Raw genomic sequence first — 25,605 nt, forward strand, 5'->3', positions numbered from 1 at the left:
TCGGGCAGTCCCTCGCTGGCTGCCCGATCAAGTTATCAGCCGGGCAGGAAATCAATCGGAAATCTGACCTTCCGGGCCTCAACATTGTCAGCCCCGAAATTGAACAGCCGCACGCGCATGGCAATCCGCTGTTCCAGCGTGGGGTGCCCGAGCTCTGAGCTGACCACCTCACAGGCAGACACCGAGCCATCCGGTTCGATTACCAGCTCCAACAACACCTTGCCCTTGAGGGTCGGATCCTGCCGAAGCTCCCGCCGGTACATGGAATAGAGTGCCGTTTTCTGGGCATCGAATACTTGCCGGATATTACTCATTGCCCGCTCGCCAACCGATGGCTCGACCTTTGCCGGCCTGGCGGCCACTTTTCGGGATTCTTCCTCGGGCGCATCAACCGTTTTGACCTCATGCTCAGCCACAGCGACAGTGGTTTCCGGCGCCGGAGCGTCCTCCACACCACCGCTTCCACTGAGGACTTGCTGAGAATCCTCGCGCGATTTCGTTGCTTCGGCCGCCTCCGACTGTGTGTTGACCGCAAACTCACGGGCTGGTGTGGGTTCAGGCGACCTGAGTGAAGCCAGCTTGTCTCTCATGGCCAGCAGCCCGGAGCGGGACGCTTTTTCCCTGGCTTGCTCGGTGGTCTGCTTGGGCTTCGGCTCGGATACGGCCTGAGGTTCGGATTCTGGTTTTGGGGCAGGCACAGGGTCGGGTTCAACCCTGGCAACTTTCGGTTCCGGCTGCTTTGGTTTTTCTTTCTTCGCTTCCTTCACTTCCGGTTCTGGCTCAGGTTCTGGCTCGGGCTGAACTGGCTCCGGTGGCACAATCGGTTTAGGCTTCTCCACCAGCCGCGCCAGCCGGGGAGGAACCTTCTCGGCCTCGCTGCGCTCAACCTCCGGTACATCCAGCATTGGGATCAGGAACGCCGGTGGCAAAAACAGCGCCAGCATCAACAATACAATACCCGTAAATCTTCGACTCTCGCCGAGATCACGACTCCATGGCAGCCCCGAACCCGTCGCAGGGGAATATCCGTTATCAGCCATTACGGACCTCCCCTTCCACTGCGAGGCGCACCTGTCGATATTGTTCATCAACACAGGTCTGCATGACCTTGCGAAGCAATCGGTAATCGGTATCCCGGCCGGCCATAATGGTTACTTCAAGCCCCTCCTCGGGAACTTCAGACCAGCGGTTGCGGCGCCAGGAAAGCTCTTCCGACAGACCGGCGATATAGGTGTCACTGGTCTCGATGCCATCCAGTCTTGCCACTTCGCTGCCCTGGACCAGAATGGCATTGGCCGTTACCTGGACTGTCAGGCTCTCAACCGCCTCCTGTTGAGCCGTGGACTTTGGCAAAGGCACGTCTGCGGTGTTCTGCATCACTTTCACATCCGAGGAATTCACCATCAGGAAAAAGACCAGGATGGTAAAGATGTCCATCAGCGACACCAGGTTCAGGCCCCCGGGCTTGTGCATCCGGCCGTAATGCCGACGAATTCTTTTCGCCTTTCGGGACGTTCTCATGCGCCCTCCCCTGATTCGGCCCTGGCGTTTGCGGCAAGCTTCCGGTCTTCAGGTGCATCCATCAGCGAAACATCGGGAAACAGCTCCCCCTCAACCACGCTGGCCGCAACTACCGCCGGATAAGAGCGGACGGTATCCATGGCAGTAACCAGTGTCTGGTAATCGATGTCCGGTCCGACTTCCAGCACCACGTCGGTTTTATCCGGCACACGGGTTTTTATCTGCCTAAGTACCTGACGAAGGTTCTCGAAATCCTGCCCTTCCTCGCCCACGGGCAGCGCCTGGATCAGACCGCGGTCGCTGTCGGCGATCTCGATACCTTCCGGAATCAGAGTAACCACGAGCCGGAACTCTTTAGCATCCGGCGCCTGCCCGGCATCCATTCCCGGAAAATTCAGCTCGATCATCCGGACCTGGCTGAACACCATGCCAAGCAACAGGACGGGCACCAGAACAATCATCAGATTGAGAAAGGCGGTAATATCCAGCTCCGGCGATACGCTTAACCTGCGGTGACGGCGTCTCATGCTTCAGACACAATGTTCAGCAACTTCACGCCGGCCATTTCAAAGCTGTCGACAATCTCATTGGTTCTGGTCTGTAGTACCGCATGAAACATGAGCAACGGAATGGCCGACATCAGGCCGAAAGCCGTGGTATTCATGGCCACGGAAATACTTTCGGACAACAGACTGGCCTTCTGGGAAGGATCTGCCGCCGCCACCGCAGTAAACGCAGCAATCAGACCAATAATGGTTCCCAGCAGGCCGAGCAACGTGGCGATGTTGGCCAGGGTTGCCAGATATTGGGTACGCTTTTCCAGGCGCGGCAGCACTTCCATCAAGCCTTCTTCCATGGCGTACTCAATATCCTCCCTACTGCTGTTGCTCAGCAGACGGCCGATGCCTGCCCCCATGATTGAGGCAATCGCACTGTCTGAGTTTGTGGCAGCTTTCATGGCCCGCTGATAGTCCCGCTTCCTCAGCAGCGGCAGGATGCCCCGCTCAAAGGCAATCCGGTTACGCCGCCGCACCGCAGAGAGATAGAAGAACCGCTCCAGAGTAATCGCCAACCCCAATGCAAGGACAATGGCGATGGGGTACATGAAGGGCCCACCTTCCTGGAAAAAACGTACGATCGTGTCCAGCATGACTGTTCTCCGGTTATTGCTCGGCCAGGCCTGAGTCTCCAATAGGGCTCAGGATGAGAGGATTAAGGTTTTCCCGAAACAGACGGTGACGCTCGAGGACGACTGGATCCACCGGCCGGACCAGTTCCGGCGCCTCGTCATTCAGGTCCGCCCTTGGTCGTTTTGGCAGGCTTGGGGCTTGCCAGGGCAGTATGTAGAGTACCCGCGGCTCGTCTTCGCCGAGGCTGGCGGATATACCCTCAACAGCCAGCCGGTTCGCTTCTTCCTGATCCGCCTGCGCCGGGTTGAGGAGCATTAACTGCAGGCCAACCATCGCCAGTAAGCGTAAGACGACTTTGGCAGTTTTGCGGATATCAGCCATTTATTGCAGCCTCCGTTCCAGATCTGCTATCCAGCCAGCCACCTGCTGGTCTTCTTTTTCCGTCAGCTGCCGGTAGCGGTTGTAATGCTCAAGGGCAGTCTGAAGATCCAGCAAATAGAGCTCGGCAATCACCGCCAGATTAAAATGCAGCTCGGCCACATCTGGCGAATGGCTGATGCCCAGTTCCAGTAGCCTGGCCGCTTCGGCGAATCGGTACTGGTCCTTTAGAACGAGCGCCAGGTTGTTGACTGTCACCGCCCTGGTCGGATCCAGCTCCACGGCTTTTTGCCATGCATCCACAGCCGCGCCTTTGCGACCTTCTTCGAAGGCCACCCGCCCCTCCTGTTCATAACTTGCTGCCAGTTCCGGATCCTTTCCGATGGGCTTCTCCGGCTGCCGGACTTCCTGCCCGGCGCAGCCGACGAGCAACACCAGAAGCGCCGCCAGTGGCAGGCTCGTTTTCCCCGTTGAATTACACGCCATCCCTGATCTCCATATTCCAGCCAAGCCACTTAACACTCCGCTCGTAACGTCCCGGGTGCAGCTCCGCAAGAACGCCAAGACTGCGTCCTATCCAGGGGTCATACCCCTCGGCCGTAATCCGGCGATGGTTCTCCGTATGCAGTTGAATGGCTTTGTCTTCGAATGGGAAAGCTTCCTCCTCCAGTAACATCTGATACTGCATCGCCTCCAGTTCATTCAGATCCGCCGGAACCGTGGATGCCATCAGGTCTTTGGCCAGACCACGATAGAGTTCGGCCCGTCGGAACAGAGATTCAGACAGAACTCGCTCGCCGCCCAGGGCTTCGGCATCCAGGAATCTCTGTCGAGCCGATTCCAGCGCCTTTTGCTTGCGCGCCAGAGATTGTTCCAGCGGCTGACTTAGTCTGATGCTGGTAAACACTGCAGCCGCACGAGCACCGAGCACCAGTGACGACCGGGAGGCCCACTCAAGGGTGTCGGCGGTGTGCCAGGTGCTGTCCAGCTCTGACTGGACCAGTACTTCCCTCCAGGCATCGGGATTTTCGCCGGTTTCTACCAGGCGATGCCGGAATGTCTGGAGCTGTTCATGTTCGGCCCCGCTCTCTGCCTTCGGAGCCGCTGCAAGGTAATCCCTGTAAAGGGCATTTCGTTCCGCTACATTCCCGGCTTGATTCAACAATTCCGCAGCCCGCAACTTCAGGTTCCATGGGTTAGCGTGATTGTCGGCGGCCAGCAATAATTCTGACGCCGCGCGGGTGGGTTCATCAGACTGAATCCAGGCATGTACCAGCTTTTCGCTGATGCCGGCAGTAAGCTCGTGCTGGGGAAAATCGGCGCGAAAACTCTGCAGGTCGCCGACGGCAGCGCCCCAGTCCGATGCTTTGAGCAAGGTGTTGGCCGCGTCGTAGCGCGCACGGATCGCAACGTCCGAACCTGGTAGCACCGAATCAACCCGTCGGAAGTGCCCAACGGCCTCTCCGAGCCTGCCACTGGATACCGCGAGCTCTGCCTGGCGATAGACGGACGTCGCCAGTTGCTTCCGAATGGCTGAGACCTGCTCTTCGGTCACGTTTGCGAGCCGTTCACTTTCGGCAAGATTCAGCGCCTGGCCCCAGGCACGCTCCGCCAGGCCATAGTCGCCCTTTTCCTGGCGTATCCGGGCCATGACCTGCCATGCCGCGTATCGCTCTGCCGGAGACGCCGTGGGCGCAGTCAATACCCGCGAACCATAATCCAACGCCAGTTGGTGGTCGCCGGCGGCCAGCCACCGGGCGGCGAGATCTGCCATCAGGCCGGGAATCCGGCTATCCCCTTCGAAACGTCCACTAAAGCGGTTGGCCTCATTGGAAACATCCTTCAGTTCGGGTTGAAAGGCAGACACAGTGGTCGGCCGGTCAAGACTGTTTCTCAACAGAGCAATAGCGGCCCAGGCAGCATCGGCAGCCTCGCTGTAACCGGGCGACTCATAGGCTGCTCTGCGAAAATTCGTCAACGCTTTCGGAAAATCCCTCGCCTGCAACCAGGCATCACCAGCAAGGCGAAGCATTTCGCCGCTCTGATCAATCCTCGGAGCCAGGTGTGCGTAATAAACCGCTGCCTCAGCAAAAGTGGATTTAGCCTTCGCCACCCGGCCCTGTTCCACCAATCGTGTGGCCAGGTCATAGTGGTAATCCGCCAACCGTTTGCTGTAACTCAGCCATTTATTCTTCTGTTCACCAGTCAGAGCGGCGTAAGCGGAATCCTGGCTGTAGCTGGCGACGAACTCCGCACGGGCATTGCGAACCTGCTCCGGATCACCAGCCGCTTGCCACACATCCACTATCTGTAACCGGAAGGCAGGCACAGCACGGTGACTGGGCGAATAGTCAATAAAGGCCTGATTGGCAGCAACACTTGCGATGGTCTCGCCCTTCACCGCGTAGTAATCGGCCAGCCGATCGAACAGGAGATGTTCCCAGTGGTGGGGCCGGCTCCCATCCAGCCAGGCAATAAGGGTGTCCGTACCGCTGTTTCGGGCAGCCATCAGGGCAAGCACCCGAAACGTGTCATCGATGGTATCAACGCTCGAATCGCTGACTGACCCCAGGCTCTGTGCGCTCGGCAGGAACTCATCCAGAACTCTGATAAAGGTCGCTGCGGCCCTGCTCCACGCAGACGGCCCCTGTTTGAACTGGCTCCAACCGAGCATGTATCTGGCCTTGATGCCCAGCTCTCCACCAGCGTCTGAATTAACGAGGTGCAGATAGCCGGTTTCCGCTTCTGTGTAGCGTCCAGCTGCGAAGGCGGATTCAGCCAATCGGAACCTGGCCTCTGGCACAAGAGGGGATTTCGGATATAACCCGACCAGCTGTTTCAACCTCTGGATTGAAGCATCCTGCTGCCCCGTCAGAGCATGGGCCTTGGCCATCTGGTACAGCAGCTCGTCAAGCCTCCCGCCATAGGAACCTCGCTCGAGAATAGACTCATAGCTGCTGATGGCCTCACTGTAGACCTGTTCTTCTTCAGACGCCGACAAGCCAACGTCTGATCCTGACCGATCCCTGATGTTGCTCAGCCGGTTGAGGGCATCGATCCGAACCTCAGGCTCGTCCGATGTCCTGAACAGGCGATGGTAACGACGAGCAACTTCCGAAGGCGAGATGGCCGGCATCGGCCGGCTTTCAAAGGTCAGGAACACCGGGCGCATATCCCCGATGGTCTCGCCGTCCCGGCCCAGTTCCACACGAAAAGATTCCTGCGCCACAGCCGGCGCTGCCAGCAGTAAGGAAAGGCAGAAGCTCTGAAACGGCCGGATCATGGCTGCGTCTCCTCCAGGCTCTGAAGGGCGAGGTATTCATACAGGTGAGCTATCTGCTGTTCGGTTTTGTCCAGTGCGAAGGCCATCTGCTGGTCACTGGCTTCGACATAGTCGAGAGCCAAATCGTCCAACGCCGTCTCAGAAGCTTCAAGCAACTGACGAGCAGACACTAACAGCGCTTCGTTGCGCTCTGTCAGCGCAGCGGCAGAGTGACGTAACCGTTCCAGGATTTCCGGTTGCGCCGATGCCTTGCTCCGGACCTGGCTCAAACGGGTCTGGGCGTCCGAGAGGGTTTTCTGGAGAGCCTCGATACGGGCTTGCTGGCCGGGACCGGCGCTATCCGCGAGGCGCAGCAGCCGTGCACCGAGCTCCGCCCCCCGCGCATTAAGATCAGCGGTGCTTTGCCTGGATTCCTGCTGATGGATGCCGACCAGCTGTTCTCTCAGAGCCCCCTGAAACACCTCAAGATCGTAACCATGGCGTTCAAGTTTTACCGCCATCGAACGAAGAGCGGCCACTCGCCCTGCGGCCCTCTGGACGTCAGCGTCCTCCATGAAGCCAAGAAGATAGGCCATGCGGGGCTGTGTCAGTGTGCGGCTGTCGGCCAGAAACCAGTCGACTCCGGTTTCCCGGGCATCTTCCACCAGGGTTTTATAGGCCCCCTGTTCCCGAATCTTTCCGGCCAGTTTGCGAAGGGTCACCCGTTCACTCTCGAAGGCAGCGTTGGCGGCGAGGTAGGCTTCCCCGGCCTGCCCGAGATAGCCGGAAAGATCGTAGCCGCGCCCCAAGCCAATCCAGGCTTCGGCAACCCCGGGGTAGGCCAGTGGATATTTCCTGGCCCGATGCCAGCTCTGCATGGCGGCCCGGTGGTTGCCCTTTTCTGCCAGGGCCAGGCCATGGAGGTACAGGGCACGCGGCGTGTTGAAACTATCGAGATCGACCTTCTCCAGAAAGCTGATCGCTTTATCGAACTCGCCGTTCTGGTAGGCAAGGTAGCCCGCGCGGACCAGCAGATTATTCTTCAGATGTTGGCTACGCCCGGAATCGGCGTCACCGTCGGACATGGCTAACGCCACCCGCAGCGCAACCAGCGCCCTGGCCGGGTTAAGATCGGTTTTCGCGTAATCGCTGGCAAGATTGAGGTAACCCAGAGCCGCCCAGTACCCTTCTTTCATACCGGCCAGGATTCGCCCGGCCTCATCAGTGCGGCCCGCGGTTCGTGCCTTCTCAGCATCTTCATAGAGTGCTTGCTGTCGTCCATCCCCAAGATCCACGCCGACTTCTCCGGCCTGCCGGAATTGCTTGAGACCAGAAAGGACGTCGTCCGGCATCGCCGGGGTGGCCGCCACGGAAAAACCGGAAACAGTCAGAGGCAACACAAACAGCAGGACCCGAAACATCATGGCGCCCTACTCCCACTCCATGAACGAAACCCGGGGTTCGTAATCGGGCGCCCGGGCTTCCAGGCTCATCTGCAATCGGAGCACTCCGGGGCGTTTTCTGAACCGATGGGTGGATTCCCGCCGCACGAAATCATCATCGGCAGAGCGGGCGGTAATCACTGTTTTCAACTCATGCTCGCCATTTTCCAGGTTTCCGGTGAACAACTGCTGGATGCCGCCGCGTTCAAGCGAGGCCCTTTCTCTATCGGAATACAGGTGCGAAGCCACGGGCTGGCCATTGACGAACAGCTCGACGGAATCAAGATCGAGGGCATCCCGGCTCTGAAGTGTCAGAAAAACTGCCAGTCGGGTATTGGCCGGATGCAGGACCTTCTGCTCAAGGGCGAAGACGCGCTCGGAATGGCTGGCGATTTCAGCATTCAGGCGTTCGAGTTCCTCGTCAAGCCCGTCGGCGGCTGCAGCCGAGGCAGCCAGCAATGCCAGAACCAGTGCCCCGATGCGGACTAACCTTTGGTGTTCTATCCGGCGCCTTTGTGATTGTTGTGAGCCGAACATAAGCCTCCCGCCTTTGTAGCCTCTGTAACTCATGCAAACTTCTGTAACAGATCGGCAGAAAGCGTAACACTTGGTAACCGCCAAGAACGGTATCCAGATCACCAAATGAAAAACGCGAGTCCGGCAGTTAAAAATTGAGAAGAGTGTCGACTTATTTGACAGGGTGAAGAGAGTTATCGGAGCAAAATAAAACCTAATCGGATAAGCTGAATTTTAAACGACTGTTTTAGCAGCTTTTAATTCAACTGGCCCCGTATTTGCTCGCTGGAAAGCGGCGGGCGTGCCTTCAGGCAACCCCGCTTGATATGCCGAGTTTTGCCGATGCCCTCAACCGCATCGGCTTTTTTTATTTACTCAGCTGCTTCATGGCCGATTCAAGGCCTTCAACGGTTAACGGGTACATGTGATCGTTAACGATTTGCCTGGTCATACCCAACGAACCACCGCTACCCCAGTAACTCTCCGGGAGCGGATTGATCCAGACGACCTTACGGAAGTGCTCGGTAATTCGCTGGAACCAGGTGGCGCCGGCTTCCTCGTTCCAGTGCTCAATCGAGCCACCGGGATGGGAAATTTCATAGGGTGCCATGGTCGCGTCGCCGACAAAGATCACTTTGTAGTCGGGCGTGTACTTGTGAAGAATGTCCCAGGTGCTGGTGGTTTCGTTCATCCGGCGGATATTGTTCTTCCAGACACTCTCATAGATGAAATTGTGGAAGTAAAAATATTCCATGTGCTTGAACTCAAGCCGCGCGGCCGAGAACAGCTCCTCGCAGACACGAACGTGAGGGTCCATGGACCCGCCAACATCGAAGAAGATCAGCACTTTTACCGCGTTATGCCGTTCGGGCACCATCTTCAGGTCCAGGTATCCGGCATTGCGAGCCGTGGAACGGATCGTGTCGTCCATGTCCAGTTGGTCCGCCGCGCCCTGGCGGGCAAACTTCCGCAGGCGGCGCAGCGCCACCTTGATGTTGCGGATGCCGAGGGTCACGCTGTCGTCCAGATCCTTGAACTCGCGCTTTTCCCAGACTTTCACGGCCCTGCCGTGGCGGCCTTTTTTCTGGCCAATCCGGAAGCCTTCCGGGTTGTAGCCGTTTGCCCCGAATGGCGAGGTGCCCCCAGTGCCGATCCACTTGTTGCCGCCGGCGTGGCGCTCCTCCTGCTCTTCCATCCGTTTCTTGAAGGTTTCGATCAGCTCCTCCAGGCCGCCCAGAGAATCGATCTTCGCCTTCTCTTCCTCAGAAAGGTGCTTCTCGAATTCCGCCCGCAACCAGTCGTCCGGAATCAGGGCTTCCAGCAGATCGTCGAGATTCTCGATACCTTCAAAATAGGCCTGGAAGGCACGGTCAAACTTGTCGAAGTGGCGCTCGTCCTTGACCAGGCAAAGACGGGACAGGTAATAGAATTCCTCCATGTCCGCAAAAGCGAGCCGCTTCTGCAGGGCTTCCAGAAGGTCCAGAAACTCCCTCAGACTGGCAGGCACCCGTGCGCGCCGGACTTCAAGAAAAAAATCAATCAACATAAAACGTGACTCTTGCCAATGATCTTGCCGAGAATCAGCTGCGGCGACGGGCCATGAAGGCGAGCTTCTGCAACAGGTGCACATCCTGCTCGTTCTTCACCAGGGCACCGTACAGAGGCGGCAACGCCGAGCTGGTATCCTTCTCCTGCAACATTTTTGCCGACAGCTCGTCGGCCATCAGCAGTTTCAGCCAGTCAATCAGCTCCGAGGTGGACGGCTTCTTCTTCAGGCCCGGGACCTTGCGCACATCGAAGAAGACTTCCAGGGCATCGCGAACGATTTGCTGCTGCAAGCCCGGGAAATGCACATCCACGATATTCTGCATGGTGTCATGATCCGGGAAGCTGATGTAGTGGAAGAAACAGCGACGCAGGAACGCATCCGGCAGTTCCTTCTCGTTGTTACTGGTGATCACCACGATCGGGCGTTTCTTTGCCTTAACCAACTTCTGGGTCTCGTAGACAAAGAACTCCATCCGGTCGAGTTCCAGCAAAAGGTCGTTGGGGAATTCGATATCCGCCTTGTCGATCTCATCGATCAGCAGAACCACCTGCTCGTCCGCCTCAAAGGCCTCCCAGAGCTTGCCCTTTACGATGTAGTTGCCGATGTCCTTGACCTTTTCATCACCCAACTGGGAGTCCCTCAGACGGGAAACCGCATCGTATTCATAAAGCCCCTGCTGGGCCTTGGTGGTGGATTTGATGTGCCACGGAATCAGCCTCATACCCAGACCAGCGGCCATTTCCTCCGCCAGCAGGGTTTTCCCGGTGCCCGGCTCGCCCTTGATCAACAGCGGGCGCTGAAGCGCAATTGCTGCGTTGACGGCCATTTGCAGGTCATCGGTGGCTACGTACTTCTCGGTGCCGGTAAACTTCATGCTCTGGTTCCTGTTGGTTACTTTTTCTGGTCTTTCTGATCAGGCTTCTTTTTCGGATCATCTTCGGGCAATCCGGACTCGTCCTGATCATAATCGGGTAAATCGTCGAATTCGGACAGATCGAAATCTTCAAGCCCGAACTCCTCCTCATCATCATCTTCCGGCCCATCAGCGTCGGACGGATCGGCAATATCCTCCAGCTCCGGGATATCCTCATCCAACTCGCCAGGCTCTTCCTCCACCGGGGTATCCGCTACCGGGATGTCCTCTTCCAGTTCGTCGGTCGGTTCAATCTCTGGTTCCGTAAGCGCTTCATCTTCCGACTTCAGAGCGGCCTCATGTTCATCAATGACGGCCTCCAGCTCAGACATATCGTCCTCAAATGCTTCCTCGGTTACCTCAGGGATTTCCTCGGCTTCGACATCCTCTTCCGGCTCTGAGACTGCCTCCGGCTCGGGTTCGGGTTCTAATTCGGTCTCGTCCGGCAGATCCTCAAGTGTTTCGCGCTCTGATGCTGCTTTCTCTTGCGCCTGCTGATCCTGTTTACGCTTACGGATGGCAAACCAGACCAGACCGCCAATGAAGAGAAGCCCACCGCCGGCTGCGCCGACCATCCACAAAGGCACGGCAAAAGCAGGTTCCGCGTCTTCCGGCTCCTCAGGGGCCGGTTCAGGCTCCTGGACCGCTGGCGTCTCTGGCTCCTCCACCTCGCTTACGTCGATGGGCGATGTAATCGCCGGTTCCGGCCCGGATTGCTCCGGCTCAGACACCGGCGGCTCCGGTTCAGACTGCTCAGGAGCGAGCGCCGGTTCTGTCACCTGCGGCTCCGGCGATTCAGCCGGTTCAACCCCTTCAGGCATCGTAAACCCGACGGTGGCGCTGAACTTGCGGCTGAAGGTCTGGCCATCGGCCACCACGTCAAAGGTGTAGAGGCCCGCGGCTGGCAAACGACTTACCGTATCCCGGTAGGTGCCGTCTTCCGGCGGCTGCTCTCCCGACAATACCTTGGTTCCACTTCTGCCATCCTCGGAGGTGATACTGAGGCTGACCTCAATCACACCCAGAAAATCGGGATTAGTGATTTTCTCCCCTTCTTCGAAAAAGCCGACCCGGAGCTTGAGGGGCTCCTGCAATGTGAATGATGGAGGTAGAGGATTGACCACCATCCTCAGATCGCTAACGACCGTAACCCGGCTGCCCTCTCCGAGTTCGCCATTAATGCGCCACTGCCCTGCCAACGGCTCATTGACCGTAATAAGATCGTAACCGGCTTCCCTGGCCCACCGGACGTTGTCGGGAAACTCCGAAAGATTAACGACCCGATCGTCCGGGCGCACGAGGGCAAGCTCCCGGGTGGCAGAGGTTTCAGACTCGCCCCAGAAAATCAGGGCGGTAAACTCACGAACGCCCTCGTCCACAGTAAAGCCATTGCCCTCAATGGGAATCTGCTCCTGTGGGACCGCGGTATTCAATGCCTGAAGAAATGCCAGGTTCAGCGCATCTGCTGTATCCGCCACCTGGAAACGACCGCCGGAGTCTGTCGCCAACGCTTTCAGAAAGTCGGTATCGGCGGCCTCAGAGAGAGCTACGGGGTGAAAGGTAGCGCCCCTTTCGATGAGATCAGCGACAATCGTATCCAGAATACGAGTTTCCTCTGCGGTATTCTTTGCAGGATCGTCGGAGATATCGACCTTGCCGTCGGTCAGCAGTATGAAGTGGGTCCGGCTCAGATCGCCGTCTGTGAAATAATCATCGCTGGCTGTCTCAATAGCCGCGCCAAGGTTTGTTCTGAGTGCGACCGAGTTAATCTGAGCTGAGCGCTGAATGGCCATTTCCCGCCATGCGTTGGTCACCTCACGGTGCGGCACCAGCATGTTGACATATTGCCCGAAGGTCCAGACACCCGCGGAGGCCCCCTCTGGCAACAGCCGGGCCAGCAGACGCACGGCGGGCTGTCGCAGGTTGTCCGGATCGGTGTCTTTCATGGAGCCCGAGATGTCGACTATGATCCGGACGTCCGACTCCTCCGGCAGTTGAACATCGTCGCTCTCCTGGGCATTCAGCCCGGCCGGAAGACTGAGCACGAAGCAAACTGCAACCAGACCAAACCATCTCGATGTCATCTCTCTCAAGGCATCCATCCTTATCTTTTTTTCTTTTTCGCGCTATTTACGAACAAGACGATAGCGAACCAGATCCAACACCCAGACCAGCAGCATGACCAATCCGGCGAGGCCCAGATTAAACAGGGCCCGACCAAAAGCGTCGGCGTCGCCAAGAATCATTTCGTAGCCGCCGAAGAGCCAGGCCGGAATCCACCAACCGGTCAGATCGGGTGATTCAACCGGAGTGAGCAGCAAAGCCACCAGGGCGGCGAGAATCAGGGTCCGCACTCCATAAAAAGGTAGAAAACGGATCAGGCTCTTCATCATGTAAAAGAACACGACAAAGGCTATAGCGTAGGCGGCCCAGAAAATCCCGTAGGCCATTTGTGCATCGGTATCAATCATTACAGGATCCAGTGAATGATATGTTCTTCCCAGTCTTCTTCCGGCACACGGTCTTCTGAAATCACCTTGTGACGGATCGAAACGCCTGCTTCGTGCACCGAATCCGGATCCCCGCTTCGCAAGGGATGCCAATCGGCCAGCGGCCGGTCTTCAGCCAGGGTGCGGTAGGCGCAGGTGTACGGCAACCAATGGTAGTCGTTGACGGTACCTGGTGTCAGTACCGTGCAACCCGGCACCTTCTTAAGCCGCTCTTCGTAAACGGTGCACTGGCAGGTTTCTTCGTCCATGTAACGACACACCAGATCGGTGTGGTAGACCTCGCCGGTGTCTTCGTCTTCCAGTTTGTTCAGGCAACATTTTCCGCAACCGTCGCAAAGAGACTCCCATTCCTCAGGCGTCATCTCATGCAGGCGCTTGCGTTGCCAGAACGGCACCTGGGCAATCATCGATTGCGCTGATCCAGTTTGCGCTTGAAGTCCACCACGTACCCTTCCTGCTCTTCCGGCATTTGCAGAAAAAAGTATTTCTCGCCAATGGCTTCCAGAACCTGCTTTCCGGTAGTTCTCGCAAGCTTGCGGTCGGGCGTCAGGACCAGATCCATGGAATGAACCGGCTGACCGAAAATACCCCGGAGGCTCTCGGGAAGCTCCTCCCACTTCTGTCCCCGCCGAACAAAAAGGTAGGTATCCTTCTTTTTGCTGCTCCGGAAAACAGAGACAAATTCCCGCTCTTTCATGACTTCAGTAATTCCTCGATATCAGCGCGAACCGGAGCAAGAATCTGCGCCCGCCAGCCCTGGAAAAAATCGTGTTGCGCGAGGTCCGGTTGCTGTACAACTTTTTCCAAACGCTTTCTCGGCGCTAACAATTCCATTGGAATATCAGCATCTTCTGCTGCATTCCTGAAAAGACGCTTTAACTGTTTAAAGAATCCCTGCTGATCCCGGGACAACGGTGGCGCAATCCTCTCAAGGGACGAATTATCCGCGGTCGATCCCCGGCTAACAAGTTCAATCAGGGTATCGCCATACCGACGGACTGCGCCGGATGGTACTCCCTGAATGTTAGAAAGTTCCTTCAGGGACGCTGGCAGCCTTTCCGCGATCGCAATCAACAGTGCATCTGCCAGCACACGGTTCCTTGGCCGGTCCCGCCGCTGGCACTCCAGCTCACGCCAGCGCACCAGTTCCTTGAGAACACCCTGTTGCTGAGCCGAGAGGGTCCATCCGGCCCGCAGTTTCAGGTAATGGTTGTCGGGATCCTCCTGCCCTGCCAGTTCATTGGCAAAGCGCGCCGATTCCTCAACCAGAGCCGCTTCCAGACCGCGATCGCGAAGTAATGCACTGACCCACTGGTACATCGGCTCCAGAAAACGGATATCGTCAATCGCGTAGCGTTGCTGGGCATCGCTCAGCGGTCTCGCCAGCCAGTCAGAGCGGGTGGCGGACTTGTCCAGAGTCTCACCGAACAGGGTTTCCACCAGCCTCGCGTAACCCAGGGAGAACCCTGCTCCGGCCATTGCGGCCCCGATTTGAAGATCAATGACACCGGCAGGTTGAAGATTCAGCCACTGGCGAAAAAGTTCCAGATCTTCGCTCATGGCGTAAAGAAGCTTTGGAGTGTCCGGGTCCGCCAGGACTTCCCGAAATCGTCCGGACTGCTCGGCAACGGAAGGGTCCACCAGGCAAAACTCGCCGTCGAGGCCCAACTGAACCAACCCCGGTATCGGGTAAAAGGTGTTTACCCGCTCAAATTCCGTGTCCAGCGCCAGGGGCTTGCCCGGTGCCCGATCCAGCCATTTGTCCAGTGCTTGCGGTTCCCGGATCCAGTCAATCCTGGTCGGAGCCGGGGGAACGTCAACTGCCACAGCGGCCTGGGCGGAAATATCCATAAACGTGCCTGGTAGGTTTATTCGGTCAGATTCAATCGGACAGTGGTTTGCGACCGCGGAATGCGTGAGTCAGGGTAAAGCCATCGACGTAACCGAGCTCTCCACCCACCGGTATGCCATGGGCCAGACGGGTTATCAGGATGCCCTGGCCATCAAGGCGATCGGCGATGTAGTGAGCCGTAGCCTCACCTTCCACCGTCGGGTTGGTCGCGAGGATCAGTTCAGTCACACCTTCGTCGCGGATCCGCCTCAGCAGGCGCTCAATGCCGATTTCTTCCGGCCCCACGCCATCAATGGGTGACAGGTGCCCCATCAAAACGAAATAGCTGCCGCGATAGTCACCCGCCTGCTCAATGGCCAGCAGATCCGACGGACTTTCCACCACACAAAGGGTACCGGTGCGCCGCTGGGGATTTTCACAGATGCCGCAGATCTCGGTGTCGGCAAAGTTCTGGCAGCTTTGACAGCGCCGAACACCACTCATAGCCTGGCTGAGCGCATCCGAGAGACGGGTGCCTCCGGAACGGCCACGTTCAAGCAGGTGAAAAGCCATACGCTGGGCGGTCTTCTGACCGACACCAGGCAGGCAACGAAGGGATTCTACAAGCTCATCAACCAGGGGGCTGAACGCCATGAAAGGTCCTCGAACGGCTGCAGGATGGAATTCAGAACGGCATCTTGAACCCGGGCGGCAGGCCCATGCCGGACATCATACCGGACATTTTCTCTTTCTGGTTTTCCTCGACGCGCCGCACGGCATCGTTCACCGCAGCGGCCAGAAGGTCTTCCAGGATATCTTTTTCCTCAGTCATCAGGGAGGAGTCTATGTCCACTTTACGAACGTCGTGGCGGCCATTCATGGTGACTTTGACCAGCCCGGCACCGGCTACGCCAGTGAGTTCTGCCTTGGCGATCTCTTCCTGGGCCTTCTGCATCTCTTCCTGCATTTTCTGGGCTTTTTTCATCATGTCGCCCATATTATTCATCATAGCTTATCTCCTGCTTGTCTCTGGCCGTGTCTCGGCCGGCCGGATACTCTCTTCGACTACCCGCGCCTCGAATCGTTCAACAATAGACTTTACGACCGGATCCCTGCGAATGGACGCCTCTGCGGCTTCCTGGCGCGCCTTTCTCTGGCGTTCCTCATAAGCCGCAGGGGTGTCTGGCCCGGGATTGCCCTGCTCTGTACGTAACTGAATGGAGTCGCCAAAGCGGTTTCTCAAGGCAGCCAGAATCTTTTCCTCGTGCCTGCTGTTCAACAGCCGGGCGTGCCCCTCATCAATGGTCAGCGTAATCACATCGCCATCGCGGGACATGGCGCCGTGACTGGCAAGATTACCGGGCATGCCCACAATGCCAAGACTCCGGAAATCACGGTGCCAGACGAATTCGCCCTCATGCTCAGGCGCCTGCTCAACTGCAGGTTCCATCGCTGGATCGGGCTCCACAAACGCGGGTTCCGGAGCCGGGGCCGCCTGTTCAACGGGCTCCGCGGCAACTGCAGTTGCTGGCTCTTCGGTAACTGGAGCTTCATCGCTTAAAGGATAGCTCTCTTCATACTCTCCAGCGGCCTCGGCCTGGGCATCCAGACTGGCCAGCCAGGATGCATCCTCATCCGCAACGGGTGGAGCGGCCGGCATCTCGGGTTCAGGCTCAGGCGTGGATTCGGGTTCCGGTTCCGGCTGTTTTTGCTCTACCTGTGGGGTCGGCGCCGGGTCGGGCTCATCCCGTGGCTCGGAAGCGGCAGACTGACCACCGGAGCTTATGGCCGGCGGCTCTCGCCGGTCAGCCCCGGGGCGGAAGGCAAGCATCCGGAGCAGGGTCATTTCGAACCCCATCCGGGCATCCGGCGTAATGGTAAGGTCTTTCCTCCCAATCAGCGCAGACTGGTAAAAAAGCTGGGCATCCTCGGCACTGAGCTTGCGAGCCAGCGCCTGGACCTGCTCGGCATCACCCAGGGCGTTATCGGCACTGCCCGGAACCACCTGTTCCATGGTCACCCGGTGAAAGAGCGATAGCAGATCGGCGAGGATCACACTGTAATCCGGTGCAAAGCCCGAAATCCGGCTGATTTCCGCCAGCAAGGCCGGGCCATCGCCTTCAACGAGTGCATTCACGATGCGCTCAATATCGCGCTGATCAATGGTCCCCAGCATATTACTGACATCACTGGCGGACAGCTTCTGGTTGCCAAAGGCGATAGCCTGATCGGTGAGGCTCAAGGCATCGCGCATACTGCCGTCGGCCGCCCGGGCCAGGAGCCACAGGGCCGGTTCCTCAAATGGAATTTCCTCGGCACCCAGTACATGACGCAGATGGCCTGCGATGTGCTCCGGCGTCATGCGTTTGAGATTAAACTGCAGGCACCGGGACAGCACTGTGACCGGTAGTTTCTGGGGATCGGTCGTTGCCAGCAGGAACTTGACGTGTTCCGGCGGTTCTTCAAGGGTCTTAAGGAAAGCGTTGAACGATTGGTTCGTCAGCATGTGCACCTCGTCAATGAGGTACACCTTGTAGCGGCCACGGGTGGGCGAGTACTGAACGTTATCCGTCAGCTCACGCATATCATCAACGCCGGTCCGGGACGCGGCGTCTATTTCAATCAGATCCACAAACCGGCCTTCCTGAACCTCCTGGCAGCTCGAGCATTCACCACAGGGGTTCGGGGTTACGCCGGTTTCGCAGTTGAGGCAGCGTGCAAGCAGGCGCCCAATGGTGGTCTTGCCTACCCCACGGGTCCCCGTGAATAGATAAGCATGATGAAGACGCTGGCTTTCCAGGGCGTGAATTAACGCCTGGAGCACGTGTTCCTGGCCCACCATATCCTCGAAAGTGCGTGGGCGCCATTTACGGGCAAGTACCTGGTAGCTCATGTTCCGCCAACTGCAGTGAAAAACGGCTTTAACCTTAGCACGGACAAAGATCTATAAGAAGCAGACTTGATCCCGGAAACGCACACACCAGCGCCGCACATAAGTTCATGGCTATCAAGGATAATCAGAAGGATAAAACAAGCGAGGTGAGAAAACTGGGGGTGACTCCACCAGCGACACCCCGGCACACAATTCCACCGCTGCGGCTGCTCCCTTCCGGGCCTGACCGGGTTCACGGTTTCATGTTGCGGAGGCACCAATGGAGCCACCATAACGGCGTTTCAGGACAATTCCCTGAAAGCGGCGCGCATATTACCAAAAGGGTTTGCACACTACAATGACAAATCAGCACGCCCGCAAGCATCGGCCTTATAAAGGAAGCGGCACCTCATCCTGGCGGAACCAGCAGGCCAGACTGTAGCGAGTGCGGTTTGCCGGTAACACCTCGTGAGGAATTTCCTCGCTCATGAACAAGGCCATTCGTCCTGCCTCGGGCAACACGGTTCCGCACACTTCCTGATCATTGTCCCGGTTGAAAACCTGAAGCGCGCCACCGTCGGCTGCCTGCCAATCTTCGTTCAGGTAGAGCACCAGACTCACCACCCGGGATGCCCTGCCCTTAAAGCTGTCCAGATGCTGTTTATAGAAATCACCTGAATGGTACGTAGCATAATGAGTCTCGAATCGCTTCAGCCCGAGAAACAACCTTTGATTCAGACCCTGGCGAATGGACTCGAAAAACTCGAACAGCGCGGCCTGAGGAGCTGTAATGCCTTGCAGCCAGACAATCTTGTCGCGCCGCACCGACCGGTCTCGCACCAGATCACTCCCGCGCCCGATGCCGGCTTTTTTCATGGCATCGGTACGATCCAGAATCTGCACTTCCTGTTTCAGCGCCGCCAACAGGTTGGCGCCCAGCCGCGACCTCACATCCAGCGACATCCAGCCGTGCTCGCTCAGCCCTGAAGCCAGTTCATCCACCCAGTCCTCAGACACCGGCGCCTGTTGCTCCGGCGTGAGATCCATCGACTGGACATCACTGCCCGCCACCGCATCCTGGGCGCTTTGCAAAGGTGTGATAAGGGGATCATGGATCGGAATGATTACCGGCGTTTCCATCGGCAGGCCTCGTACTGAATTTAAGCGTATTTTAGGCGCAATTCTCGCCGCAGCGGCAGTTTTAATTTACTCTCTGTGTAGGCAAATACACTTAACCGGTTTCACTCAGTAGCTAACCATGTCAGAAAGCAGTAACAGGCCACCGCTCTCACTTTCGCCGGGCCAATGGTCCTTCACGCGCTGGAAAACAATCGGGCAACTGGAAGCTCTTGAGGTCCACCATCCTTTGTTCCAGGCCACTGTGTTTATTCAGGGCGCTCATCTGGCAAGCTTCAAACCTCAGGACGAATCTGACTGGCTCTGGATGAGCCCAGCGGCCCGGTACGAACCCGGTCGAGCCATCCGCGGTGGCATTCCCGTGTGCTGGCCCTGGTTCGGCGATCCGGCCCGCAACGCGCCGGAAGTGCGGAAACGCATCCAGACAGACCAAGCCCACGGGTTTGCCCGTACCGCGCTCTGGAAACTGGAAGATGTCCGGGAGAACGCCCACGAAGTGGAAATCAGCCTGTCCCTGGATGCCAATGAAGATTTCAGTGATGTCTGGATCGGGCATGCGCTCGCCCTGCTCACCTTCAGTTTCTCCATCCGCGGATGCCAACTGGCTTTGACGACCACGAATCTGGGGAACGATCCGCTGGCCTTTACCCAGGCGCTCCATACTTATTTGCCGACCAGCGACATAACCCGGACTCGTGTGCTGGGTCTCGGAAACAGCCAGTACATCGACACCCTGGATAACTGGGAATACCGCAACCAGGAAGGCCCTGTGTATTTCGACGGCGAAACGGACCGCATCTACGAGAGCGGCGAAACCCTGACGATCGTGACACCCCGAACTGGCCGCAAGCTCTCAGCCGTGGGCAGTGACTCAACAGTGGTCTGGAACCCCGGCCCGGCCAAGGCGGCCAAGCTATCGGATTTTCCCGATACGGCCTGGCAGTCCATGCTGTGCGTCGAAACCGCCAATGCCGCCAGCGATTACCGGGTGCTAAATAAAGGTCAAAGCCACACATTAGGCGTATTCATCGGAAGGAAATCATGAGCCTGGCATCGTTTCTCAAAACCCGACTGGTTCCCGCGGAACTGGAAGAGCATATCAACCGCATCCGCAAACCCATTGGGAGCCTTGGGTACGATCCGTGGGGCTACAACAACGAAGCCATGAAATATGGGCTTTCGCTCACCAAACAGATTTACGAGAAGTATTTCCGGGTAAAAGCACGGGGCGTCGAAAACATTCCCGCGGATGGACCCGTGCTGATTATCGCCAACCACAGCGGGCAGCTGCCCATCGATGGCCTGCTGATTGGCTATGCCCTCGCCTCCCGGGAAAAAGATCCCCGCATTCCAAGAGCAATGATTGAGCGCTTTTTCCCCACCGTGCCCTGGCTGGGCAACCTGCTCAATGAAGTGGGAGCTGTGCTGGGCGACCCGGTTAACTGCGCCAAGATGCTCGCCAACAACGAAGCCGTGATCGTATTCCCCGAGGGCATACGCGGCTCCGGAAAGCTCTACCATGACCGCTACCAGCTCAAACGGTTTGGCAACGGCTTCATGCATCTGGCCATGAAATACAAGGCGCCAATCGTGCCCGTGGGCGTGGTGGGCTGCGAGGAAACCATCCCCGCCATCGCCAACATCAAGCCCCTGGCAAAGGCCCTGGGCATCCCCTACGCCCCGGTCGCCATGCCCGTTGTGCTACCAGCAAAGGTACACCTGAATTTCGGAGCCCCGATGTACTTTGACGATCTGGAAATTCCCGAAGAGCAGGTCACCGAACGGGTTGAGAAGGTCAAGGCGGAAATCAGCCGACTGATCGACAAGGGACTGAGCGAACGAAAAAGGCTTTTCTGATGACCGAACAACGCAGACCGCACATCCTGATTACCGGCGCTGCCGGCGCCCTCGCCCAACAGGTCATCGAACAGCTCCGGGATACCTGTGACCTGGTCGCCGTGGATTTCCGGGAACAGGTCTACCTGGGCGACGACATTCCGAGCTACTGCATTGATTTCAACAAGCGGGTATTCGAGGACCTGTTCCGGCGCTACCAGTTTGATGGCGTGATCCATATGGGCCGGATCATGTCCAGCCAGCTCACCCGAATGAGGCGCTACAACGCCAATGTACTGGGCACCCAGAAATTGCTGGACCTTAGCCACAAGTACGGCATCAAGCGGGTGGTGGTGCTCTCCACGTTCCACGTATACGGAGCCGTGGCCTACAACCCCGCACTCATTGATGAAGCAGCTCCGCTCAAGAGCGCCGGACTCAGTGCCGACCTCATCGATTCCGTGGAACTGGAAAACCTGGCCAACATCTACCTGTGGCGCTACCCGGAACTGAACATCACCATTCTGCGCCCCTGCAATATCGTGGGCCCGGGCGTGCGCAATACCATCAGCACCCTGCTCGGCAGCGAACGGGCTCCGGTGCTGGCGGGCTTTTCGCCCATGATGCAATTTATCCATATCGATGACATGGCCGACGCCATTGTGCTGGCGTATAAAAAACCGACACGTGGCGTGTTTAACGTCGCGCCGCAGGACTGGGTGGCTTACCAGCACGCACTAAAGCTATGTGGTTGCAAGCGAATCCAGGTGCCTTCCATTCCGCCGATGGTTCCGAAGATGATACTCGGCACCCTGAAACTGAAGAGCTTTCCGTCCTATCTGATGGCGTTCTTCAAGTATCCGGTGGTGATTGATGGGCGGGCGTTTGTAAATGAGTTCGGATTTGAGCCGAAGCGGCCGCTAAAGGAGATTTTCCGGTTTTATCGGGAGAACAAGAGGCCGGTTTAGTCAACAGTAGCTACATAAGTTACGCTGGAGTTTAAACAAGACTATTCTTTAGACAGGGATTTCTTCTTTCGGGGTGCCAAGGCATGTTTAGCAACATGGACGTACTCAGCTACTCGCTGGCAGCGATTACGTTCGGGCTACTAGCGGTGCTTGTAGCCACTCGCTATTTGCGCCGCGGCGTCGATCGGGCGCTGGCGCTGGCAGCTGCTGTAACCGCAATCTGGGCAGCGTCACTTGTCAGCCAAAGCCTTTGGGGATACCCGGGTTTCAATCTCCGTTACCTCATTGAACTGTTACGGGACGCTTCCTGGATTTACTTGCTGTTCGCGCTATTAAAAGATGGTCTCCGCGAAAGCAAACTCACTGGAAAAGTAAGACAAGTCATCGGCGCGACCGCAGCAACACTGCTTGTTGTTCTGGTGGGGATTGGACTCGCAGAACACTTTGCACAGATCAACATAGCCACCGGCAAAGTCAAGCTTCTCGGTCAGATTGGTATTTCCCTACTCGGTTTGTCCCTGGTCGAGCAGATCTGGCGGAACTCCCCAAGTTTCGGACGCTCCAGCATAAAATATATATGCATAGGCGTTGCCACGATTTTTGCCTTCGATTTTTTCATGTATGCCGACGCCCTGCTATTCGGCCACGTCGCAGACTCATTCTGGAACGCCCGTGGGTTTGTAAACGCGCTGCTCACGCCGCTATTCGCCGTTAACGTTATCAATACTCGCAAACAGCCGGTAGACTTTCAGCTGTCACGGTCAGCTGTTTTTCACGCCGGCACACTTATTTTCGCCGGGGGGTACCTCCTGTTCCTGGCACTGGGGGGCTACTACGTTCGCGTCATTGGGGGTGACTGGGGAGACGCTCTCCAAGTCCTTTTCTTTACGATTTCACTAGTATTCCTGGTCACACTTCTGCTTTCGCGCCGAATACGCTCCAAACTCATGGTGCTTATCAGTCAGAACTTCTTTGACTACAAATATGACTACCGGGAAGAGTGGCTAAAAATGACTCGGGAACTCGCAGACCTGAGTGATGAGCCGCCATTACCGCAGCGTGTAATCCGCATGCTGGCGGGTTTAGTTGAGAGCAATTCCGGTGCGATCTGGCTGATTGGCGAACAGAACGCCTACATCCTCAAGGCGGCCGTCAACCTTTCTGTGCCCAAACACACCATGATCGATAACGATTCGGAATTGGTGCGCTTTTTTCAGAATCGCGAGTGGATTGTCGACCTTCACGAGTACAAAGCTGATCCCGTCAGTTACAACCTGCTAGAAATTCCAGACGCAATCTCAAAAACGTCCGACGGTTGGCTAATAATCCCTCTTTATTTAGGCAACGAGCTCTATGGCATGGCATTGGTTGGCAACCCCTACGCCCGGGTGGAATTGAATTGGGAGAATTTTGATCTGATCAAAGTCGTTGCGCGCCAAACTACCAACCTGTTGGCCCAAGCCGATGCACAGAATCGCCTTTCCCGTGCCATGCAGTTCGAAGCGGTCAGTAAAGCCTCGGCGTTTATGGTTCATGATCTTAAAACAGTGATCGCCCAATTATCGCTCCTCGTTAAAAATGCCCCGAAACACAGGAACAACCCGGCGTTCATCGACGACATGATCAACACAACGGAACATGCCGTGCGCAAGATGTCGAACCTGGTAGACCACATTCGCAAACCAGCGACCGAGGACGACAGCGCGCTCGCTCCCATTAACCTTACCCAGTTGGTCGAGCAATTAATTGCACATCATCAGCACCGCCTACCTGCCCCACATCTCGAGGGAACGCCGTTGGACGCCATGATAAAAGCAGACGAGGAACAGCTGCGCAGTGTGCTAGGGCATTTGATTCAGAACGCTCAGGATGCGACCCCTCCCGACGGAGAAATCATCTTGACTCTGAAAATCGCACGCGGAAATGTTGTGCTGTTCATCCAGGATACGGGCACCGGGATGACCGAAGAATTTATCAGCAGCCAGTTGTTCAAGCCTTTTGCCAGTACCAAGGGCCTCACCGGAATGGGCATAGGTGCCTACCAGGCAAGAGAGTACGTTCAAAGACTTGGCGGCAATATTGATGTAACCAGCGAACCGGGTCTTGGCTCCTGTTTTTCAGTGAGAATTCCGCTGGCCGATGCAAACCAGGGAAAAGCAACCGAAGAGACAGAACGACTAGTTTCTGACAACTACGAGAGCGCCCAGGGCGCCAATTAATTGCCGAATACAAACATCCCTGCAAACCAGCATTGCAAAGTGTCAATGTTCAGTTAAGAATCGGGTTAAGGAAACTCCGTAAAAAAAGGACTTAGTACTGTTGTGACTAGACGACTCCTGATAGTTGAGGATGATCCGGGACTTCAGAGCCAGATGCGCTGGTGTTTCAGCGAGGATCTGGAGGTGGCTGTTGCTTCTGACCGCGAATCGGCGCTTGCCGCTTTGAGGCGTGAAGAACCCGACGTAATCACACTGGACCTTGGCCTCCCCCCCGACCCTGGCGGAGCGACAGAAGGCTTTGGCCTTCTGGAGGAAATTCTACGCCTTGCGCCGATGACCAAGGTGATTGTGGTCACCGGGCGGGAAGACAAGGAAAACTCGGTCAAAGCAATTGGCATGGGTGCCTCTGATTTTTACCAGAAGCCTCTCGATGCAGACATCCTGACGTTTGTTGTCAATCGGGCCTTCAGGCTGGCCGAACTCGAACGGGAAAACCGCGACTTGGCCCGGCAAAGAAACGGGACCAATATCAAAGGTATTGTGGCAGCAAGCCCCCAGATGCTTGCAATTTGCCGGACCCTTGAAAAGGTAGCCCCAACAGACGTGACCACACTCATCACTGGTGAAACCGGCACCGGCAAAGAGCTTTTGGCGAGGGCAATTCACGATCTGAGCCCTCGGTGCTCTAAACCATTCGCCGCTATTAACTGCGCCGCAATCCCGGAGAACCTCCTTGAAAGCGAGCTTTTCGGGTTTGAAAAAGGGTCATTTACCGGCGCCAATCAAACCAAAAAGGGCAAAATAGAAAACGCCAACGGCGGCACCCTGTTCCTTGATGAGATTGGAGATATGCCCATGGCTTTGCAGGCGAAGCTTCTTCGGTTTCTTCAAGAGCGCGTGGTAGACCGGGTGGGGTCAGTCAACCCGATTCCAGTTGATGTGCGCGTTGTTTGCGCCACTCATCGTGATGTACGACAACTGATCGATAGCGGAGAGTTCCGGGAAGACCTCTACTACCGCATCAGTGAGATCACGCTGGACGTACCGGCCGTTCGGGAGCGTGATGGTGATGCCCTGGTTATTGCCCAGTCTCTCCTCAAATCCTTGGGCAAGCAAATGGATCGGCCCAACCTGGCTTTTACCGAAGATGCAATAAACGCCATTGACAGTTACCCATGGCCCGGCAACGTGCGCGAGATGATCAACAAGGTCAAACGGGCAACTATTATGGCCGATGGCAAACGTGTTACGGCGGACGATCTTGAACTCAATGCGGGCGACTCAGCTACAACGAGCCATATTAATTTGCGGCAAGTGCGGGAACAGGCAGAAAGGCAGGCGATTTGCCAGGCCCTGCAGACCACCGGCTACAACATGGCTCAGGCAGCGAGGTTGCTGGGTGTTACCCGGCCTACCCTCTATAACCTGACCGATAAATACAAAATAGACACATCTGCGGAAATCTCTGAAGTATGATTTATCAGGCTCTGGTTTTTAATCCGGGCCTGATTCAAGGAGTAA

Annotated in this window: 25 protein-coding genes and 1 other RNA gene; 5 read left to right on the forward strand and 21 right to left on the reverse strand. The window is 56.9% G+C overall.

Annotation, left to right across the window (positions count from 1 at the left end; translation table 11 throughout):
• Positions 1-35 precede the first annotated feature (35 nt).
• The 21 genes from AC5JQH_RS00545 to AC5JQH_RS00645 all read right to left on the reverse strand — a co-directional run bounded on the left by AC5JQH_RS00545 (position 36) and on the right by AC5JQH_RS00645 (position 19,064).
• Entirely contained in the window at positions 36-1,040 is a 1,005-nt protein-coding gene (locus tag AC5JQH_RS00545; protein WP_405419931.1) for an AgmX/PglI C-terminal domain-containing protein, read from the reverse strand.
• Positions 1,033-1,521 carry an ExbD/TolR family protein gene (locus AC5JQH_RS00550; RefSeq protein WP_405419934.1) on the reverse strand — a complete coding sequence of 163 codons (489 nt, stop codon included), beginning with the start codon at positions 1,519-1,521 and terminating at the stop codon, positions 1,033-1,035. The genes AC5JQH_RS00545 and AC5JQH_RS00550 overlap by 8 nt, the downstream gene beginning before the upstream one ends.
• On the reverse strand, positions 1,518-2,048 hold the full coding sequence (locus tag AC5JQH_RS00555) for an ExbD/TolR family protein (RefSeq protein ID WP_493805137.1): 531 nt from the start codon (positions 2,046-2,048) through the stop codon (positions 1,518-1,520). The genes AC5JQH_RS00550 and AC5JQH_RS00555 overlap by 4 nt, the downstream gene beginning before the upstream one ends.
• Positions 2,045-2,671: a MotA/TolQ/ExbB proton channel family protein gene (locus AC5JQH_RS00560; RefSeq protein ID WP_493805138.1), complete on the reverse strand. Its 627-nt coding sequence runs from the start codon at positions 2,669-2,671 to the stop codon at positions 2,045-2,047. Before AC5JQH_RS00560 ends, AC5JQH_RS00555 begins: the two co-directional genes overlap by 4 nt.
• Before the next feature lie 13 nt (positions 2,672-2,684).
• Positions 2,685-3,032 carry a hypothetical protein gene (locus AC5JQH_RS00565; protein WP_493805139.1) on the reverse strand — a complete coding sequence of 116 codons (348 nt, stop codon included), beginning with the start codon at positions 3,030-3,032 and terminating at the stop codon, positions 2,685-2,687.
• Positions 3,033-3,515 carry a hypothetical protein gene (locus AC5JQH_RS00570; protein WP_493805140.1) on the reverse strand — a complete coding sequence of 161 codons (483 nt, stop codon included), beginning with the start codon at positions 3,513-3,515 and terminating at the stop codon, positions 3,033-3,035.
• Positions 3,505-6,312 carry a tetratricopeptide repeat protein gene (locus tag AC5JQH_RS00575; RefSeq protein WP_493805141.1) on the reverse strand — a complete coding sequence of 936 codons (2,808 nt, stop codon included), beginning with the start codon at positions 6,310-6,312 and terminating at the stop codon, positions 3,505-3,507. Before AC5JQH_RS00575 ends, AC5JQH_RS00570 begins: the two co-directional genes overlap by 11 nt.
• On the reverse strand, positions 6,309-7,715 hold the full coding sequence (locus tag AC5JQH_RS00580; protein ID WP_491713106.1) for a tetratricopeptide repeat protein: 1,407 nt from the start codon (positions 7,713-7,715) through the stop codon (positions 6,309-6,311). The genes AC5JQH_RS00575 and AC5JQH_RS00580 overlap by 4 nt, the downstream gene beginning before the upstream one ends.
• 6 nt (positions 7,716-7,721) lie before the next feature.
• On the reverse strand, positions 7,722-8,270 hold the full coding sequence (locus AC5JQH_RS00585; protein ID WP_491713105.1) for an AraC family transcriptional regulator: 549 nt from the start codon (positions 8,268-8,270) through the stop codon (positions 7,722-7,724).
• A 346-nt stretch (positions 8,271-8,616) separates the two neighbouring features.
• Positions 8,617-9,795, reverse strand: coding sequence for a vWA domain-containing protein (locus AC5JQH_RS00590; protein ID WP_491713104.1), 1,179 nt, complete (start codon positions 9,793-9,795; stop codon positions 8,617-8,619).
• Between the two features lie 34 nt (positions 9,796-9,829).
• Positions 9,830-10,672 carry an AAA family ATPase gene (locus AC5JQH_RS00595; RefSeq protein WP_064226964.1) on the reverse strand — a complete coding sequence of 281 codons (843 nt, stop codon included), beginning with the start codon at positions 10,670-10,672 and terminating at the stop codon, positions 9,830-9,832.
• Between the two features lie 17 nt (positions 10,673-10,689).
• Positions 10,690-12,795: a VWA domain-containing protein gene (locus AC5JQH_RS00600; protein WP_493805142.1), complete on the reverse strand. Its 2,106-nt coding sequence runs from the start codon at positions 12,793-12,795 to the stop codon at positions 10,690-10,692.
• Between the two features lie 42 nt (positions 12,796-12,837).
• Positions 12,838-13,182 (reverse strand): hypothetical protein, encoded by a 345-nt coding sequence (locus AC5JQH_RS00605; protein ID WP_493805143.1) that lies wholly within the window; start codon positions 13,180-13,182, stop codon positions 12,838-12,840.
• A complete protein-coding gene (locus tag AC5JQH_RS00610; RefSeq protein WP_088557152.1) occupies positions 13,182-13,628 on the reverse strand; it encodes a YcgN family cysteine cluster protein in 447 nt (148 codons plus the stop codon). Before AC5JQH_RS00610 ends, AC5JQH_RS00605 begins: the two co-directional genes overlap by 1 nt.
• On the reverse strand, positions 13,625-13,918 hold the full coding sequence (locus tag AC5JQH_RS00615; protein WP_493805144.1) for a YcgL domain-containing protein: 294 nt from the start codon (positions 13,916-13,918) through the stop codon (positions 13,625-13,627). The genes AC5JQH_RS00610 and AC5JQH_RS00615 overlap by 4 nt, the downstream gene beginning before the upstream one ends.
• Positions 13,915-15,072, reverse strand: a complete 1,158-nt coding sequence (locus AC5JQH_RS00620) for a ribonuclease D (RefSeq protein WP_273069820.1) — start codon at positions 15,070-15,072, stop codon at positions 13,915-13,917. The genes AC5JQH_RS00615 and AC5JQH_RS00620 overlap by 4 nt, the downstream gene beginning before the upstream one ends.
• A 31-nt stretch (positions 15,073-15,103) precedes the next feature.
• Positions 15,104-15,706: a recombination mediator RecR gene (recR, locus tag AC5JQH_RS00625; protein WP_273157935.1), complete on the reverse strand. Its 603-nt coding sequence runs from the start codon at positions 15,704-15,706 to the stop codon at positions 15,104-15,106.
• A 31-nt stretch (positions 15,707-15,737) separates the two neighbouring features.
• The gene (locus AC5JQH_RS00630) at positions 15,738-16,061 is read right to left on the reverse strand and encodes a YbaB/EbfC family nucleoid-associated protein (RefSeq protein WP_493805145.1); all 324 of its coding nucleotides are present in this window, start codon (positions 16,059-16,061) and stop codon (positions 15,738-15,740) included.
• Between the two features lie 3 nt (positions 16,062-16,064).
• Entirely contained in the window at positions 16,065-17,945 is a 1,881-nt protein-coding gene (gene dnaX, locus AC5JQH_RS00635) for a DNA polymerase III subunit gamma/tau (protein WP_493805146.1), read from the reverse strand.
• A gap of 165 nt (positions 17,946-18,110) precedes the next feature.
• Positions 18,111-18,207, reverse strand: an RNA gene (ffs, locus tag AC5JQH_RS00640) — signal recognition particle sRNA small type.
• 107 nt (positions 18,208-18,314) lie between these two features.
• Positions 18,315-19,064: a 2OG-Fe(II) oxygenase gene (locus AC5JQH_RS00645; RefSeq protein WP_493805147.1), complete on the reverse strand. Its 750-nt coding sequence runs from the start codon at positions 19,062-19,064 to the stop codon at positions 18,315-18,317.
• A 118-nt stretch (positions 19,065-19,182) separates the two neighbouring features.
• Here AC5JQH_RS00645 and AC5JQH_RS00650 point away from each other — a divergent pair, with 118 nt between their 5' ends.
• The 5 genes from AC5JQH_RS00650 to prsR all read left to right on the forward strand — a co-directional run bounded on the left by AC5JQH_RS00650 (position 19,183) and on the right by prsR (position 25,560).
• Positions 19,183-20,106, forward strand: coding sequence for a D-hexose-6-phosphate mutarotase (locus tag AC5JQH_RS00650; protein ID WP_493805148.1), 924 nt, complete (start codon positions 19,183-19,185; stop codon positions 20,104-20,106).
• Positions 20,103-20,918 (forward strand): lysophospholipid acyltransferase family protein, encoded by an 816-nt coding sequence (locus tag AC5JQH_RS00655; protein WP_493805149.1) that lies wholly within the window; start codon positions 20,103-20,105, stop codon positions 20,916-20,918. The genes AC5JQH_RS00650 and AC5JQH_RS00655 overlap by 4 nt, the downstream gene beginning before the upstream one ends.
• A complete protein-coding gene (locus tag AC5JQH_RS00660) occupies positions 20,918-21,865 on the forward strand; it encodes an SDR family oxidoreductase (RefSeq protein ID WP_493805150.1) in 948 nt (315 codons plus the stop codon). Before AC5JQH_RS00655 ends, AC5JQH_RS00660 begins: the two co-directional genes overlap by 1 nt.
• 83 nt (positions 21,866-21,948) lie before the next feature.
• On the forward strand, positions 21,949-24,084 hold the full coding sequence (gene prsK, locus AC5JQH_RS00665; protein WP_493805151.1) for an XrtA/PEP-CTERM system histidine kinase PrsK: 2,136 nt from the start codon (positions 21,949-21,951) through the stop codon (positions 24,082-24,084).
• A 102-nt stretch (positions 24,085-24,186) separates the two neighbouring features.
• A complete protein-coding gene (prsR, locus tag AC5JQH_RS00670) occupies positions 24,187-25,560 on the forward strand; it encodes a PEP-CTERM-box response regulator transcription factor (protein WP_493805152.1) in 1,374 nt (457 codons plus the stop codon).
• The last annotated feature ends 45 nt before the right edge of the window (positions 25,561-25,605 follow it).

This window comes from Marinobacter sp. H13, assembly GCF_059072335.1.

Coding starts and splice junctions, on each gene's coding strand:
- AC5JQH_RS00590 (WP_491713104.1), bottom strand. CDS start 9,795: ATGTTGATTGATTTTTTTCTTGAAGTCCGGCGCGCACGGGTGCCTGCC.
- AC5JQH_RS00600 (WP_493805142.1), bottom strand. CDS start 12,795: ATGACATCGAGATGGTTTGGTCTGGTTGCAGTTTGCTTCGTGCTCAGT.
- AC5JQH_RS00570 (WP_493805140.1), bottom strand. CDS start 3,515: ATGGCGTGTAATTCAACGGGGAAAACGAGCCTGCCACTGGCGGCGCTT.
- AC5JQH_RS00585 (WP_491713105.1), bottom strand. CDS start 8,270: ATGTTCGGCTCACAACAATCACAAAGGCGCCGGATAGAACACCAAAGG.
- AC5JQH_RS00620 (WP_273069820.1), bottom strand. CDS start 15,072: ATGGATATTTCCGCCCAGGCCGCTGTGGCAGTTGACGTTCCCCCGGCT.
- AC5JQH_RS00555 (WP_493805137.1), bottom strand. CDS start 2,048: ATGAGACGCCGTCACCGCAGGTTAAGCGTATCGCCGGAGCTGGATATT.
- AC5JQH_RS00605 (WP_493805143.1), bottom strand. CDS start 13,182: ATGATTGATACCGATGCACAAATGGCCTACGGGATTTTCTGGGCCGCC.
- AC5JQH_RS00615 (WP_493805144.1), bottom strand. CDS start 13,918: ATGAAAGAGCGGGAATTTGTCTCTGTTTTCCGGAGCAGCAAAAAGAAG.
- AC5JQH_RS00580 (WP_491713106.1), bottom strand. CDS start 7,715: ATGATGTTTCGGGTCCTGCTGTTTGTGTTGCCTCTGACTGTTTCCGGT.
- AC5JQH_RS00610 (WP_088557152.1), bottom strand. CDS start 13,628: ATGATTGCCCAGGTGCCGTTCTGGCAACGCAAGCGCCTGCATGAGATG.
- AC5JQH_RS00660 (WP_493805150.1), top strand. CDS start 20,918: ATGACCGAACAACGCAGACCGCACATCCTGATTACCGGCGCTGCCGGC.
- AC5JQH_RS00545 (WP_405419931.1), bottom strand. CDS start 1,040: ATGGCTGATAACGGATATTCCCCTGCGACGGGTTCGGGGCTGCCATGG.
- AC5JQH_RS00645 (WP_493805147.1), bottom strand. CDS start 19,064: ATGGAAACGCCGGTAATCATTCCGATCCATGATCCCCTTATCACACCT.
- AC5JQH_RS00550 (WP_405419934.1), bottom strand. CDS start 1,521: ATGAGAACGTCCCGAAAGGCGAAAAGAATTCGTCGGCATTACGGCCGG.
- dnaX (WP_493805146.1), bottom strand. CDS start 17,945: ATGAGCTACCAGGTACTTGCCCGTAAATGGCGCCCACGCACTTTCGAG.
- AC5JQH_RS00565 (WP_493805139.1), bottom strand. CDS start 3,032: ATGGCTGATATCCGCAAAACTGCCAAAGTCGTCTTACGCTTACTGGCG.
- prsK (WP_493805151.1), top strand. CDS start 21,949: ATGTTTAGCAACATGGACGTACTCAGCTACTCGCTGGCAGCGATTACG.
- AC5JQH_RS00655 (WP_493805149.1), top strand. CDS start 20,103: ATGAGCCTGGCATCGTTTCTCAAAACCCGACTGGTTCCCGCGGAACTG.
- AC5JQH_RS00575 (WP_493805141.1), bottom strand. CDS start 6,312: ATGATCCGGCCGTTTCAGAGCTTCTGCCTTTCCTTACTGCTGGCAGCG.
- AC5JQH_RS00630 (WP_493805145.1), bottom strand. CDS start 16,061: ATGATGAATAATATGGGCGACATGATGAAAAAAGCCCAGAAAATGCAG.
- AC5JQH_RS00595 (WP_064226964.1), bottom strand. CDS start 10,672: ATGAAGTTTACCGGCACCGAGAAGTACGTAGCCACCGATGACCTGCAA.
- recR (WP_273157935.1), bottom strand. CDS start 15,706: ATGGCGTTCAGCCCCCTGGTTGATGAGCTTGTAGAATCCCTTCGTTGC.
- AC5JQH_RS00560 (WP_493805138.1), bottom strand. CDS start 2,671: ATGCTGGACACGATCGTACGTTTTTTCCAGGAAGGTGGGCCCTTCATG.
- AC5JQH_RS00650 (WP_493805148.1), top strand. CDS start 19,183: ATGTCAGAAAGCAGTAACAGGCCACCGCTCTCACTTTCGCCGGGCCAA.